Source organism: Vagococcus allomyrinae, from assembly GCF_017829975.1.
GTDB classification, from domain to species: Bacteria; Bacillota; Bacilli; order Lactobacillales; family Vagococcaceae; genus Vagococcus_D; species Vagococcus_D allomyrinae.
Genome location: NZ_JAEEGA010000006.1, coordinates 37,347 through 53,341 on the forward strand (window position 1 = coordinate 37,347; position 15,995 = coordinate 53,341).

11 protein-coding genes are annotated in these 15,995 nt (G+C 40.6%); all 11 read left to right on the forward strand.

The window, feature by feature from the left end; genetic code table 11:
• The first annotated feature begins 6 nt into the window (after positions 1 to 6).
• The 11 genes from I6N95_RS10295 to I6N95_RS10345 all read left to right on the forward strand — a co-directional run bounded on the left by I6N95_RS10295 (position 7) and on the right by I6N95_RS10345 (position 15,850).
• On the forward strand, positions 7 to 1,035 hold the full coding sequence (locus I6N95_RS10295) for a SepM family pheromone-processing serine protease (RefSeq protein ID WP_209527306.1): 1,029 nt from the start codon (positions 7 to 9) through the stop codon (positions 1,033 to 1,035).
• A gap of 187 nt (positions 1,036 to 1,222) precedes the next feature.
• Positions 1,223 to 3,382: a glycoside hydrolase family 3 N-terminal domain-containing protein gene (locus I6N95_RS10300; protein WP_209527308.1), complete on the forward strand. Its 2,160-nt coding sequence runs from the start codon at positions 1,223 to 1,225 to the stop codon at positions 3,380 to 3,382.
• Between the two features lie 59 nt (positions 3,383 to 3,441).
• Positions 3,442 to 6,774, forward strand: coding sequence for a GH36-type glycosyl hydrolase domain-containing protein (locus I6N95_RS10305; RefSeq protein ID WP_209527309.1), 3,333 nt, complete (start codon positions 3,442 to 3,444; stop codon positions 6,772 to 6,774).
• Positions 6,775 to 7,177: 403 nt separating this feature from the next.
• Positions 7,178 to 8,044: an ABC transporter permease gene (locus tag I6N95_RS10310; RefSeq protein ID WP_245249412.1), complete on the forward strand. Its 867-nt coding sequence runs from the start codon at positions 7,178 to 7,180 to the stop codon at positions 8,042 to 8,044.
• 15 nt (positions 8,045 to 8,059) lie between these two features.
• Positions 8,060 to 8,959 (forward strand): carbohydrate ABC transporter permease, encoded by a 900-nt coding sequence (locus I6N95_RS10315; RefSeq protein ID WP_209527313.1) that lies wholly within the window; start codon positions 8,060 to 8,062, stop codon positions 8,957 to 8,959.
• A gap of 16 nt (positions 8,960 to 8,975) precedes the next feature.
• Positions 8,976 to 10,607, forward strand: coding sequence for a type 2 periplasmic-binding domain-containing protein (locus I6N95_RS10320; protein ID WP_430727533.1), 1,632 nt, complete (start codon positions 8,976 to 8,978; stop codon positions 10,605 to 10,607).
• Between the two features lie 124 nt (positions 10,608 to 10,731).
• Positions 10,732 to 11,385: a DUF624 domain-containing protein gene (locus tag I6N95_RS10325; protein WP_209527315.1), complete on the forward strand. Its 654-nt coding sequence runs from the start codon at positions 10,732 to 10,734 to the stop codon at positions 11,383 to 11,385.
• Positions 11,386 to 11,424: 39 nt separating this feature from the next.
• Positions 11,425 to 12,381, forward strand: coding sequence for a LacI family DNA-binding transcriptional regulator (locus I6N95_RS10330; protein ID WP_209527317.1), 957 nt, complete (start codon positions 11,425 to 11,427; stop codon positions 12,379 to 12,381).
• A gap of 29 nt (positions 12,382 to 12,410) precedes the next feature.
• Complete coding sequence (locus I6N95_RS10335) at positions 12,411 to 12,854, forward strand: GNAT family N-acetyltransferase (protein ID WP_209527319.1); 444 nt, start codon at positions 12,411 to 12,413, stop codon at positions 12,852 to 12,854.
• Between the two features lie 248 nt (positions 12,855 to 13,102).
• Positions 13,103 to 14,149 carry an NAD(P)/FAD-dependent oxidoreductase gene (locus I6N95_RS10340; RefSeq protein ID WP_209527320.1) on the forward strand — a complete coding sequence of 349 codons (1,047 nt, stop codon included), beginning with the start codon at positions 13,103 to 13,105 and terminating at the stop codon, positions 14,147 to 14,149.
• A gap of 213 nt (positions 14,150 to 14,362) precedes the next feature.
• On the forward strand, positions 14,363 to 15,850 hold the full coding sequence (locus tag I6N95_RS10345; protein ID WP_209527322.1) for an aldehyde dehydrogenase family protein: 1,488 nt from the start codon (positions 14,363 to 14,365) through the stop codon (positions 15,848 to 15,850).
• The last annotated feature ends 145 nt before the right edge of the window (positions 15,851 to 15,995 follow it).

A 15,995-nucleotide genomic window follows, 5' to 3' on the forward strand; every position in this document is an offset into this window, starting at 1 on the left:
TGATAGATGAGTCGTAATAAAAAGGATATCATAAAATATGGATTAGTCATCCTGTTGTCAATTTTAGTTGTAGCTAGTGTTATTGTTCCTTTGCCTTATTATATTGAGGTCCCAGGTTCAGCTGAAAATGTTCGAGACTTTGTGTCTGTTGATGATAAACGCAATAAAAACGACGGTTCTTTTATGTTGACTACCGTTGGGATTCGGCGTGGTACCCTAGCTAGTTTGATCACTGCCAAGTTTTTACCGTTTCAGGATGTGATCAGTCAGCAAGATCTGATGGGCGATAGTACCGATGAAGAGTACGATAAACTGACAAAGTTGCAAATGACTTCTTCTGAAAATATGGCCAAGAAGGTTGCGTTGGAATTAGCCGGAGAGCCTTATAAATTTGCGTTTAAAGGGGTCTATGTGATGAACGTGTCAGATACCTCAGATTTTAAGGGGAAGCTGGAGACAGGAGATATCGTCACAAAAGTGGACAATCAGACCTTTGAAAGTGCCAAAGAGTTTATGGATTATGTCAAGAGTAAAAAAGTTGGTGACGTGGTCACAGTTACCTATGAGCGAGATGGCCAAGAAGCTGAAGCTAAAGGGAAACTGATGACGTTAAAGGTCAAAGACGAAGAAGATCGGCCAGGGATTGGTATTACTCTGACAGATTCAACTGAGCTTCAAACAGATCGTGATGTGGTTATTCACACAGAGGACATTGGAGGCCCGTCTGCTGGCTTGATGTTTACCCTTGAGTTATATGATTTATTATCAGGCAAAGACTTGCGGAAGGGCCGTGAGATAGCGGGAACAGGCACGATCAATGAAGATGGTTCTGTCGGTAGCATTGGTGGCATTGACAAAAAAGTGGTGGCGGCTGATAGTGAAGGAGCAACGATCTTCTTCGCTCCAAATGAACCGATTGAGGGCAGTCAGACTAACTATGAAGAGGCTGTTGAAGCAGCCAAGAAGATTGATACAAAAATGAAAATCGTGCCAGTGAAGACGGTGCAAGATGCTTTGAATTATTTGGAAAAATAGCTGAAGGAAGATGATCCAGAAAAAGGGTCATCTTTTTTTGAATCAAAAGCTTGTGATGGCGCTGTTTTTTTTAAAAGTTGGCAAATAGAGAGTGAGAAATTATTGAAAAACGCTTGCATTTTGCTGAATTCTGGTTATAATGAATTTATAAATCGAAACGTTTCGACAAATGGGAGGACTTTTTATTATGAAGCAAAATGACTTACAAGCATTGCTGGGGGAAATGACCCTTGCCGAGAAGATTGGTCAATTACAACAAGTCACAGGCGATTTTTATACCAACGATTCTGCAGAAATCACTGGACCATTAAGTAATAACTTATTGTCTGAAGACGATTTGAAAAACTCAGGTTCAGTTTTAGGTTTATCTGGGGCAACTGATACGAATGCGGTTCAAAAGAAATATTTAGAAAATAACCGCCTACACATTCCCCTATTATTTATGGCAGATATTGTTCACGGTTATCGGACGATTTTCCCAATTCCATTAGGATTAGCAACTAGTTGGAATCCTGAGCTAGTGAAAGAAACAGCGGCCGTTGCGGCTAAGGAATCAGCTGTCTCAGGCTTGCATGTGACGTTCTCGCCAATGGTCGACTTAGTGCGTGACCCTCGTTGGGGGCGTGTGATGGAATCAACGGGTGAAGATCCATTATTGAACTGTCTCTACGCGGAAAGTGTGGTTCAAGGCTACCAAGGGCCAGCCAACGACCTGATCAATAATGCGGATCATATTGCAGCCTGTGTTAAACATTTTGCGGCTTATGGTGCGCCAGAAGGTGGCCGTGAATACAACACAGTCAACATGTCTGATCGGGAATTGCGTGAAAATTACTTACCTTCTTACCAAGCGGCGATCAATGCTGGCAGTAAGTTAGTCATGACTTCATTTAACACCATTGACGGGGTTCCGGCCACTGTAAATACGTATTTAAACCGCCAAATTTTAAGAGACGAATTCAAATTTGAAGGTGTCTTGATTTCAGATTGGGCAGCGATGATGGAAGCCATTAACCACGGGGTAGCTGAAGATCACCGTGATGTGGCTAAACAATCCTTAAAAGCTGGTGTCGACATTGAAATGATGACCTTCTGTTACCATCAATTCGTCGAAGAGTTAATCTCCGCTAAAGAAGTCGATGAAGGGTTGTTAGACGAAGCGGTGTTGCGTATTTTAGAATTGAAAAACGACTTAGGCTTGTTTGAAAATCCTTACCGTTCAGCGGATGCCGTGAAAGAAGCGGCTGTTGTCTATTCAGCAGAACATCAACAAGTGGCGCTTAAAGCGGCGGAAGAGTCGATTGTCTTATTAGAAAATAAAAATAATGTATTGCCGTTAGCTACAAGTGAAAAAGTCGCATTCGTCGGACCTTTTGCCACTAGTTCTGACATTTTAGGAACGTGGAGTTGGAAAGGTGAAATCAGCGAAACGGCTTCAGTAGCCGATGTCTTAGGGACTGATTACCCAACAGCAAAGGTCACAATTAGTCCAGTGGCAGATGTCTTCTCAGTCACGGCTGAAGAATTGGCGGCAGCCAAAGCAGTAGCTAAAAATGCCGACAAAGTAGTAGTCTTATTAGGCGAAACGTCACAGATGAGTGGTGAGGCGAGCAGTCGCACAAGCATTCAACTTCCAGAAGCGCAATTGGCCTTTTGGGATGAGATTTTATCTGTCGGCAAACCAGTTATTGTCGTGAGCTTTAACGGTCGTCCCCTTGATTTATCAGCTGTCAGTGAAAAAGTGACTGGTTTAGTTGAAGCTTGGTTCCCAGGAACAAAAGGGGCAACAGCCTTATTGAATATCCTTTACGGTAAAGTGGCGCCAAAAGCTCGTTTAACCATGAGTTTCCCACGAAATGTTGGTCAAATTCCGGTGTATTACAACCACTTTAATACAGGGCGTCCGATTAACTTTGATGATCTTGGTAATAAATACGTGTCAAAATACTTAGATGTGCCAAACACCCCACTTTACCCATTTGGTTATGGTTTAACTTATACGACATTCGGCTATGATCACTTTAAGGTTGCGGTAGAAGCCGGCGCAGAACCTGTGATCACTTGCCAAGTAAGGGTCAAGAACACCGGTCAAACAGCGGGAACTGAAATTGTTCAGTGGTACCTTCGTGATATTGTCGGACAAGTAGTGCGTCCGATGAAAGAACTCAAAGGTTTTGACACAGTTGAACTACAAGCCGGCGAAGAGCGAGTGGTAACTCATTCCTTTACCTTTGCAGAGCTAGGATATGTGCATCACGATAAAAAACGTTACCCTGATCACGGTGAGTTTGAAGTGATGGTCGGTAGCCATAGCGAGTCAGTTTTAACGACACGTATTACATTATAAAGAAGTGTCAGCGACTTAGACAGAAAACGTCTCAGTCGCTGACAAAGAAGGAGAATAAGATGAGCGAATTATGCTTAAAAGAAGGGTTAACTTCTTTTCAATTTTTAACCACAGGTGATTTAGGTCAAGCAACCATTGGCCGAGCCCAGCTTAATCAGGTCAAAGGTAATCTTTTAGATGGTTCCATGACCAATCTGTATTTGCGAATGAAAGAGGGCAATCAAATCAGTCATTACCCTTTGATCGGTGTCCGCTCTCAGAGTGAGTTTGCAATTGGCGACAACCAAGCTACCTGGCAAGGGGAAGTCGCCGGCGTTACCTATCTCGTGACATTTACACTCGGGATGGATAATACCTGGTTTTGGGATGTTCAACTTGAAGGGGACGGTCAAAAAGTTGATGTGATTTTAGGGCAAGATATCGGCTTAGCAACAGTCGATTCCCTTTTAGCAAATGAAGCCTATATCTCTCAATACGTTGATTATAAAGTCTTTGATGGGAACCACGGGAAAGTGGTTTGTGCTCGTCAAAATCAAGATCAAGGCGGTTTTTTCCCATATCTACAACTAGGATCTTTAACAGGTGCCGCGCATTTTTCAACAGATGGTTATCAATTTTTTGGTAAAGCCTTTAAGATGACCAATCAACCAAGTGTGCTAGCAGAAAGAACCTTAGCAGATGAAATTTATCAATATGAAATGGGTTATATTGCTTTACAAAGCCAAGAGATTACCTTAAACGGTCAGGCCCATATTAATTTCTACGGGGTGGCGGCTGAAAATCACGCAGATAAGATTTCAGAGCTGGAGCATCAAGAGCAAGTCATGGCTATTTACGAAACGATTCGACAAGCTAAAACAGCAACATCTGCCGTTAAACAAACCAAACGTTCTGCGGAGGCCTTTAAAATCATCAACGGATTGCCATTAGAAGCAAGGGAAATCGCTGATCTTTATCCAAACCGCAAACTTGAAGAAGTGGCGGAAGATGGTTTACTTTCTTTCTTTGGTGAAAACGATGAGCACATTGTTTTACAAGGGAAAGAAATGCAAGTCGAACGGTCTCATGGCCACATCATTATGAGTGGTAAACAAGTTGATGCTCGGGAAGAAGTCTTGACCTCAACTTCATATATGTATGGTGCCTTCCAAGCACAAGTTGTTTTAGGCAATACATCAATGAATAAATTTATTAGCAATGTTCGGAACCCATTGAACTTTTTCAAGGCAACAGGCCAACGGATTTATCTGAAAAACCAAGGGATTTATCAACTGTTAGGCATGCCATCCTTATACGAAGTCGGCTTTAACTACTCGAAATGGGTGTATAAATTTGCTGACGATCAGTTGGAAGTCGTGGTTTATTCCATGACCGAGGCGCCAGAAATCGAACTAACTGTCACGTCGAAGAGGCAGCAATCATATGATATTCTTGTGACCCAAGAGGTTATCTGTGACGATGTTCAAACAGCCAATAAGCCAGAACTAACATACGACCTTAAGCACGTGATTGCTCGTCCGAACAATCACTCCTTAGCCTTTGCTAAGTACCCTAAATTGGCGTATCAGTTGGCCTGGTCAGCTAGTGGACAAGCGATTGATAATCAGGTTTGGTTCACTGAGGCGACAGATCGTCAGTTAGTTGATCTTAACTTGGTAACGATTGAGTTTAAAGACGTTAAAGACTTGAACATGACCGTTCAAGGGAGTTTAACTGGTGAATTGATCACTGCTAACCAAGGGTTTACTGAGGCTAAAGCAGATTATCAAGCTTACATCAAGCAGCTGAACAATCAGTTTAATCTCAGCAGTAGTGTTAGCCAAAAAGCGATCGAAGTGGAACGTTTCAATACGGTCATCAATTGGTATACTCACAATATGTTGGTTCACTATCTTGTCCCTCATGGTTTGGAACAGTTTGGTGGAGCGGCTTGGGGCACCCGTGATGTTTGTCAAGGACCAGTTGAATTTTTCTTGGCCACGCAAAACTACGATGTGGTGAAAAACATCCTGTTAATTCTTTTCTCTCATCAGTTTGAAGAGACGGGCAATTGGCCCCAGTGGTTTATGTTTGATGAATTTGCTGAAATTACAGCAGGCGAAAGTCATGGCGACATCATCGTTTGGCCACTAAAAGTCGTGGCTGACTACTTACATACGACAAATGACTATAGTATTTTAGATGAAAAAATTCCTTATATGAATTATCAAACGAAGACCTTTACCAAAGAAACATACACATTAATGGAGCATGTGGAGCGGGAAATTAGCTACATTGAAGATAACTTCTTGCCTAATACCTATTTGTCTTGTTATGGCGATGGCGATTGGGACGATACCTTGCAACCCTTTGATAGTCGTTTGAAAGAAGACATGGCCAGCACCTGGACCGTGGCCTTAACCTATCAAACCTTGCGGAACTTCAGTCAAGCAATTGCGGAAAAACTACCAAAAAGAGCGGCTTACTTAGCTAAATTAGCCGAGAATGTTGGCGCTGATTACCGTCAATACATGCTGAAAGATGGTATTTTACCAGGATTTATTTTGCAAGAAAATGACACCTTTGACTATATTGTTCACCCCCATGATACTAAAACCGGTATTGACTATCGCCTCTTGCCAATGACTCGCAGCATGATCAGCGAGTTATTTACAGCAGCAGAAGTTGACCGTCATTTGCAAGTTATCAATGACAACTTATTGTTCCCAGATGGGGTACACTTGATGAGTCAACCAGCGAATTACGATGGTGGCGTCAGCACGTATTTCAAACGGGCAGAACAAGCGGCTAACTTTGGGCGTGAAGTTGGGTTACAGTATGTCCATGCTCATATTCGTTACAGTGAAGCGATGGCGAAATTAGGTCACGCTGAAGAGATGTGGCAAGCCTTATCGGTGATTAACCCAATCTTGATTCAAGATTATGTGCCGAATGCGGAAATCCGTCAAAGCAATGCTTACTTCAGTAGTTCCGATGGCAAGTTTAACACTCGCTACGAAGCAGCGGCTGGTTTTAAAGAGTTGCAAACAGGCCAGCGAGCAGTGAAAGGTGGCTGGCGTATTTATTCAAGTGGGCCAGGGATTTATATCAATCAATTGATCAGTAACCTGTTAGGGATTCGAGTTGAAAACCAACAATTGGTGATTGACCCTGTGATTGCTGCCGATTTAGGCACGGTGACGTTCGAGTTTGCTTTCTTAGGACAGCCTCTAACGATTGTTTACGGTCAAGGCGAGGCCTCAAGCTTGACGATCAATGGTCAAAAGGTTGACACGGCTTCCCTTAAACGGACAGCTAATCGCTATCGTCAAGGTGGTGTCATCATCAGTCAGGAAGACTTGGCTGGTTACCAAAAACCGGGCCAAAAGACGAGGATTGAATACAGCAAATAGCGATGAGTGAGGAATTAAGCGGAGCGATTGTGTTTCAATCGTCTCTGCTTAAGGCTTCATAAGTAGTCAACGATGATTTAGTTAAAAGAACCAATTTTTTAATGAGTGTTTTATGAAAAAATAACAAAAGAAACCAAGGTGATTTGTTCAATTGTGTTTTTTTTGATTTTAAAAGTGGCTATTAGTAAAGTAAGTGAGGCTAATTTGTTAGCTGGAAAAAAATAAAAAAATATTAAAGAACGATTGAAAACGGTTGCGATATGTGATATTATCATCGTATAGAAACGTTTCGATAAAACGTAAATCAATGGAAGGAGTCGTTATGAAAAAATCAGCAGTCAAAACAAAGAAAAGTTTTAAAGAGCGCTATGAGCTTTTCCTTAGTCAATGGCAATTGCAGTCCATGGTATTACCGGGGATCTTATTCCTGTTTGTCTTTTCTTACATTCCGATGTATGGCTTAGTCATCGCCTTTAAACATTATACCGTGATTGACTCAATGGCAACTGCCCCTTGGGTTGGGTTGGAAAATTTTAGAATTATTTTAGGGGATAAATACTTTTGGGAGGCCGTGGTTAATACCTTAGGGATTAGCTTACTAAAATTAGCCATTGGCTTCTTTATCCCAATCTTTTTAGCCATTATGATTTTCGAAGTCAAAGCTGGGCCCTTTAAGAAAATTGTGCAAACTGTTTCTTACTTGCCTCACTTTCTCTCATGGATAATTTTAGGGGGAATGTTGATTTCATGGTTATCTACCAACGGTTTATTCAACCAAATGTTAATGGCGATCGGCATGATAGAAAAGGGCAGCAACCATTTACTAGACGCTGATAAGTATTGGATGATTGCGGTTCTATCAGACATTTGGAAAGAAGCTGGTTGGGGAACGATCCTTTACTTGGCGACCATGTCAAAAATAGACCCAACTTATTATGAAGCAGCAAAAATTGATGGGGCGAATAAAATTAGTCAGATCAAGAACATTACGATTCCCATGTTAACACCGATTATTTCACTTAATTTAATATTAAACATCAGTGGTTTACTTGGTTCTAACTTAGATCAAACCTTAGTATTAATGAATTCACAGAACTCATCAAGATCAGAAGTCATTAACTCTTATGTTTATCGAATGGGTCTGACTCAAGGGGATTTCTCATACGCAACGGCTGTTGGCTTAGGAATTTCAATCGTTTCGATTATCTTGCTGATCATTACGAACTTTTTAACGAAAAAAATGAACGATAACCAATCTGTTATCTTATAGGGAGGAGCTTAACATATGGAAGCAGCACCAAGAAAAGCGAGTGCCAAAGTCAAAGATGGGCGTGTCTTTAATGCCATCAATGTGACCTTGCTAGTTATTTTCACTTTAATCATTATCGTGCCAATTTGGAACGTGTTAGTCATGTCTGTTAGCTCTGGTCCTGGGATGGCAGAAGGCGGTGTCGCCTTATGGCCTAAAGGGTTTACCTTACAAAATTATCAAAAAGTCTTTGCCGACGAAAGCATTTGGCGAGCCTTCTTTATCTCCGTTAGTAAAACCGTTCTAGGTGCCGGGACACATGTTATCTTTTGTGCCATGGTTGCTTATGGCTTAAGCAAACGCAACTTAGTTGGTCGTGGTTTTTATACGAAGTTTGGAGTCTTCACCATGTATTTTGGAGGCGGCATGATTCCGATGTATTTGTTGATTAAATCATTAGGCTTACTGAATAATTTCTGGGTTTACATCATCCCAGGTTTGTTAAGTTATTATGACGTCATCATCTTGATGAACTTTTTCCGTGATGTACCAGCTTCTTTGGAAGAATCGGCTAAAATTGATGGTGCCAATGATTGGACCGTCTTTACACGGATTTTCTTACCGTTATCAAAACCGGCACTGGCTACCATTACCCTCTTTAGTGGGGTGTCACAATGGAATGACTTTATGACTGCAAAAATGTATATTTCAGATAAAAATTTGTATCCACTACAGATGAAAATTTATGAAATCATCGTCGAGTCGCAAACCAAGGCCTTGGATTTTCAGGGTGGCGTGGATTTATTGGTTCAAACAAGTAGTAAGGGCGTTCAGTTGGCGACGATTGTCATTACAACAGTGCCAATTTTAATGATTTATCCATTGCTTCAAAAATACTTTATTTCAGGAATGATGGCAGGAGCCGTTAAAGAATAGGAAAAGGGGTAATAAAATGGTAAAGATGAAGAAAAAAATCGTTATGGGAGCAGGTATATTAGCACTTGCGTCATTAACACTGGCTGCTTGTGGTGGTAAGGAGAAAGAAGCTAAAAAGGCCTCAGATTTTTCGATTGAAGGGCGCTATGAAGTCGATGCAACAAAACCAGCTTGGCAGTTGGACACGAAAAAAGATAATAAATTAACCTGGTATATCAATGCAGATTGGTTGAAATTAGACTGGGGACAAGATATGGTGACCGCTAAGATTAAAGAAGATTTAAACTTAGACGTTGAGATTATTACTGGCGATGATACAAAACTAAATACGATGTTTTCAGGTGGAGAACTACCTGATATTGTCACATTAACAGATTTCAACTCAGCGGCAGCTAAAAAAGCCAATACCTGGGCGCTGCCTTTAGATGAGTTAGCAAAAAACTTTGACCCTTATTTTAATGAAGTAGCTGCTCAGGAAACCTTAAACTGGTTTACAATGGATGATGGTAAAACATATGGTTATCCCAATTTCTCTAATACGACGCAAGATTACAAAGATAATATCATGCCAGTCAATACTAACTTTATCATTCGCAAGGATGTTTATGACGCAATTGGTCAACCAAAATTGGACACTCCAGAAAACTTCCGCCAAGCGATGAAAGATATTAGTGCTAAATTCCCTGACTTAGTACCATTTGGCTTTAATCCCGTAGTTGACAATACAGGCGCACTTGAAAAACCACTTCAAGATTGGATTGGTGTGCCACTTGAAACAGAAGATGGCGAATTTTATGACCGTAATTTAGATGAAGATTATTTAACATGGTTGAAAACGATCAATGAAGTTTATCAAGATGGCAATGTGGTAGATGATAGCTTTGCTGATGATGGCCCAACCTTTGATGAAAAAGTTAAATCTGGTAAATATGCCACGATGTTGTTAGATGGTATTAGTGGTCAAGGTGGCCGTTTACAAGAGTTTAATAATGCTAATCCTGGCAATGAGTACTTGCCAATTGATGGCCCACAAAGCACCAAAGGCAACGAACCGACGCTTAATGCAACGGGGCTTTCTGGTTGGATGATTAACTATGTGTCAAAAGATGCAAAAGATCCTGCTAAAGCCATTCAATTGTTTACTTACTTGATTAGTGAGCAAGGTCAAATTTTGACTAAATTTGGAATTGAAGGCGAAACATTCCAATACACTGCCGACAATAAAATTGAAATTTTACCAGAGATCCAACAATTACAACTTGAGAAGCCAGAAGAAGCCAGTAAAAAATACCGTTTAACTGAATTCTTGTTATTCAGCCACGATCGGACTAATTTACTAGCAGCACCGAAAAAAGATTTCTCATTGAAAAAAATGCAAGAATGGGGTGTTGGGAAACTTAAACCTCATTTCATTATTGAAAATATCAAACCAGAAGCTGGAACAGCTGAAGCCCGTAGCTTTGAGCAAATTGAGAAAAATTGGCACACAAGTTTAATCAGCATGTTACGTTCTAAAGATTCAAAAGAATTTGATAAAAAATTAGACGCTTACAAGAAGTTCCGCGAAGACAACAGCTGGGATGATATCCTTAAAATTCAAAATGAAAACATGGCTAAAAACCGTGAGAAACTAGATTTGGATAAATAAGCAATAGAATAAAGGCGAAAGAGGGGGAAATGGGCCTCTCTTTTTGTCTTAAAAGTAAAAAGGAATTCATTTAGTGAGTGAAAGAAATCGCTATTATATGGTAATATAATAGAGTAAACGTGATGTGAAAGGTAAAGGTGTTAAAATGGATGGCTTTTTTAAGGTAGATGGTTTTTTCTTTTCGTTTTTGAATCGAGTGGCTAACTTAGTATTGTTAAATATTATGTTTATTCTGTCCTGTCTGCCGATCGTGACGATTGGACCTGCGTTAGCGGCGTTGTATCAAGTGAGTTTGCAATCAGTAAATGATGCGTACCTGACAGTTTATAAGGATTATTCAAAGGCGTTTAAGGAGCATTTTATCACTGGCAGTTTGTTATTTTTAGTTCAATTCTTGGCCGTGGCTATTTTAGGATTGGTACTGTTTGTCGTCAGTCGGTTTAATCTATTATTATCCTTACCTTTTTTCGTTGTCGCGGCGGGGATTTGTCTGTATCTGCCCTATACTTTTGCCTTATTAGCAATTCAAAAAAATAGTCTATTAAATACCATAAAAGCCGCCTTCTACTTGATGCTCTCACATGTGGCAGAGTCGATCTTAATGTTTGGTGAAGCAGTGATTATGTTAGTTATTCTGCCGATTTTTTTACCAAAATCCTTATTTTTTGTCTTGAGTTTTGGTTTTGCTTTTGTGTGTTATCTTCAGTCAATCAGCTTAAAGAAAATTGTTTATCAAGCTGTTGTGACTGAGGAGGACGCAGCCGAAGCAGAACATTAGTTGATTAAAAAGTTACAATAGCTAAAAGGAGGAATGCACATGGCTGGAATAAAAGAGATAGCTAGGCGAGCGAATGTCTCAATCTCGACTGCTTCTTACGCCTTAAATGATAGTCCTAAAGTGAAAGCTGAAACGAAAGCGCGCATTTTGGAAATTGCGAAGGAATTAAATTATATTCCAAATATGGCAGGGCGAACCTTGAAAAAGCAAAAAACGGACTTAATTGGCATCTATTTGACTAATTATGGTGGGGCTTTTTACGGATCTTTGATGAAAGGTATTACCGACGGGCTTAATGCGGAAGGCTACGATGTGATTATTTGTTCGGGAGAAAAATCTCATTTGTTTGTGCCAGAAAAAATGGTGGATGGGGCGATCATACTTGATTCAACCTTTCCGACAGAAGAGATAAAAAACTATGTGGATCGTGGTCATAGTATTGTTGTTTTGGATCGTCGCATTAAGTATAAACAGCTTTGCAATATTTTATTGGATAACAAACGCGGGTCAACGATTGCCATTGATTTATTATCTGAGAATAATCCAGAAAAAATTTATTTAGTGACGGGCCCTAAAGATACATACGATAGCGAAGAACGTTTGAAATACGCAGTGAAGCAATTGGACTATTTAGAAATTGAATTTGAGATTATTCAAGGTGATTTTTCCAAAAATGGTGGTACTCTGGCCGCCGATATCATCTATAAAAAAGGCCAGAAAAATCAGCATGTCTTTTGTTTAAACGATGAAATGGCGATTGGGATGTATGATTTTTTTGCAGAAACAGAGTGGGAAATAGGACAAGATATTCAAATTATTGGGTTTGACGATACCGAAGTCAGTCGCTACGTTAAACCAAGATTGACAACCATTCGCTATTCCAAAGAAAAATGGGGAGCCATGGCTGCGGCAAAATTGATTGCCATGCTTAAAGGAGAATCCGTTAAAAACGAAATTATCAGGACACATTTAGTCCGCGGTGGCTCAGTTAAGTAAGTGTGTCAATCTGTGAAAGGTATGGGGGTATGGTCGAATTAAAAATGATTAATGAGGCAAACTATCAAGCTGTTTGTGCCTTAGAAGTAACCTCAGAACAGAAATCGCAAAATATTATTTCCGAAAATGCCGATTCAATTGCTGAAGGGCGTGCTTTACCAAAAGTTGCTCGACCTTTTGCGATATACGCTGATCATCATGTTGTTGGCTTTACCATGTTTGCCTTTGATGAGGAAAGGGATGAATTTTGGCTATGGCGTTTGATGATTGACAAGGAATTTCAAGGAAAGGGCTACGGCAAGGCTGTTATGCCTGTTATCATTGATTACTTTAAAAATGAAGGGGTTCAGATACTGAAACTAAGCACCAAACCTGAAAATCATTTGGCCTTAAAGCTGTATAAAGATTACGGGTTTGTTGAAACAGGGCAACGGTTAGAGCAAGAAGTCGAGCTTGTTCTAAGACTTGTTTAATTTGTTAATCCTTTTAATCAAAAGGTCGTATTTTCTCAAATGGAAAATGCGGCCTTTTTTAACCATGGTTATTCGACAATTATCCCTCCAGTCCCTTGCTTTATTGGTCGAGACTCTTTATAATTCTAATTGAGAGTGATTCTCATTTTCAATTGGAAGTTAATTAGCTCCCTATTCTTAAGGTTAGATGGTTCGGGAAATGTTATATGCCATCATTATGGGAATAAGGGAAGAAGGGGTTGGATAGAATGAAAGATATTTTTGATGTAACAATTGTCGGTGGCGGACCTGCCGGTTTATTTAGCGCTTTTTATAGTGGGTTAAGAGAGATGAAAACAAAAGTCATTGAATACCACGATACTTTAGGAGGCAAATTGAATGTTTACCCAGAAAAAATAATCTGGGATATCGGCGGTTTGCCGCCACAACCAGCTGGTAAGGTGATTGAGCATTTGGTGGCACAAGCGCTTTTCTTTAAGCCGACGATTGTCACTGGCGAAAAAATAGTCAGTATCGATCATGAAGGCCAGTCTTTCGTGTTGACTAGCGAGTCAGGAACTAAACATTACAGTAAAACAATTATTATGGCGATTGGTTATGGGTTGTTGAAACCGACTAAGCTACAAATCGACGGCGCTGAAAAATTTGAATTGACTAACTTGTTGTACACCGTGCAAAATCCGGCTTCGTTAAAAGGAAAACGAGTGTTAATATCAGGAGGAGGCAATTCAGCGGTTGACTGGGCTAATTTACTTGAACCGATTGCAGCAGAAGTTCATCTTTCTTACCGTAAGGATCAATTAAAAGGCCATGAGGCGGAAGTGACAAAATTATTAGCTAGTCAAGTTTCTTATCATAATAATCATGATATTCAAGCGTTAGTAGCTAGTTCGACTGACTCCACTCAAATCGAGCGGGTGATACTGAAGGAGACCAAAACAGGCGCTCTAAAGGAAGTCGAGGTAGATGTGGTAGTCATTAACCATGGCTTTGAATACGAAAGCACAATTTTTGATAATAACAGCGTGGGCTTATCCACGGTAGAAGATTATTATATTCAAACAGCTGCAAGCAATATGTCAGAGATTCCTGGGATATTTGCCGCTGGCGATGTGGTCAAACACGATGGCAAGCTCCATTTGATCGCCGGCGCTTTTCACGATGCTTGTAATGCGGTTAATCAGGCCAAACGATACATTGAGCCAGAGGCTTATGAATATGGCCGTGTCAGCTCTCACAACGATTCTTTTGCAGAAGAAAATAAGGAATTAGTCAAAGCATTTTTTGTTGATTAATAACGAGCTCATCACTTGAGCTAGAAAAATAGTATGAGCGGTAAAGTGAGCAAACTTTAACTGTTGATACTATTTTTTTGAGGGTGATTTATAGAATGATAGTGGTATAGATGTCTTCCAAGCTTGATAAAAGAACAGAAAAACCTTGCATTTCTTTGTGAAAGCGATACAATGTTTAGTACAACTATCTTTTCAAAAAATGGAGGTAATAACATGGTAAAGAACGTTGAGTTACAAAAAAAATACGGTCTATTCATCAATGGTGAATGGACTCAAGCAACTGAGGGCTCATTGATTACAGCCGTCAGTCCCGCCAATGGCGAGCCATTAGCGGAGTTTGTGGATGCGACTGACGCGGATGTGGATGCAGCTGTAGTAGCAGCTAACGAGTCATTAACTGAATGGCGTCGCTTTAGTATTGAAGAGCGCAGTCAATTACTATTGAAAATCGCCGATGTGATTGAAGAGAACATGGCTCATTTAGCACTGGTTGAATCTTTGGATAATGGCAAACCGATTCGTGAAACAACCAATATTGATATTCCTTTTGGGGCCGATCACTTCCGTTATTTCGCCGGGGTTATTCGCAGCGAAGAAGGGGCGGCACAAACCTTGAGTGAAGATGTGTTAAGCCTGGTTTTAAAAGAACCGATCGGTGTCGTTGGGCAAATAATTCCCTGGAATTTCCCCTTTTTAATGGCCGCTTGGAAAATTGCGCCTGCCTTAGCGGCTGGTAATGCTATTATCATTCACCCATCATCTAGTACTTCATTAAGCATTTTAGAATTTGCGCGCTTAATTGATGGCATCTTGCCAAAAGGCGTTCTTAATGTGATCACTGGCCGTGGCTCCAAGTCAGGAGAGTACATGCTCCATCATGAAGGAATTCATAAGTTGGCCTTTACCGGTTCGACGGAAGTTGGGCGCAACGTGGGCATTGCCGCAGCTAAGCGACTTGTTCCAGCAACCCTGGAATTAGGAGGCAAGTCAGCCAATATATTCTTTGATGACATGCCTTTTGAAAAAGCGATTGATGGGGCTCAGTTAGGTATTCTCTTTAACCAGGGACAGGTTTGTTGTGCAGGTTCTCGAATTTTTGTACAAGAAGGAATCTATGATAAATTTGTCACCCGTTTGATTGCTGAATTCAGCAAAGTCAAAGTTGGCATGCCTTGGGAAACTAGCACACAAATGGGCGCTCAGGTCAATGAAAAACAAGTCAAGGATATTTTGGCCTGTGTTGAAAAAGGCCAAGCAGAAGGGGCCACTGTAGCGGTAGGTGGCCATCGCTTAACGGATGGTGAGCTTGCAAATGGGTGCTATGTAGCCCCCACATTGTTGACCGATGTGACCAATGAGATGGCCGTGGCTCGAGAAGAAATTTTTGGACCGGTTGCTGTGGTGATTAAATTCAAAGATGAAGCTGAGGTGATTGCCATGGCTAATGATTCGATTTACGGGTTAGGCGGTGGTGTTTGGACGGAAAATCTGAATAGAGCACTCAAGGTCAGTAAACAGTTGGAAACAGGGCGAGTTTGGGTCAACACGTATAATGCTATTCCAGCTGGCGCGCCATTTGGTGGGTACAAACAATCAGGGATTGGACGGGAAACTTATAAATCCATGCTGGATGCTTATAGTCAAACAAAAAATATCATGATTAATACTAGTGAAACCGGTTCTGGCTTTTACTCGTTTTAATTAACATAACGAAGCTTTTGATTGACTTGAGGATCAATACCTTGTATTATTTTTATTGGGCACCCTTGAAAAAGGGGCTAGTCAAAACGATTGTTATTTACGCTCCCTATTCAGAAGGAATAGGGAGCTTTTGCGTTGTTAAGAG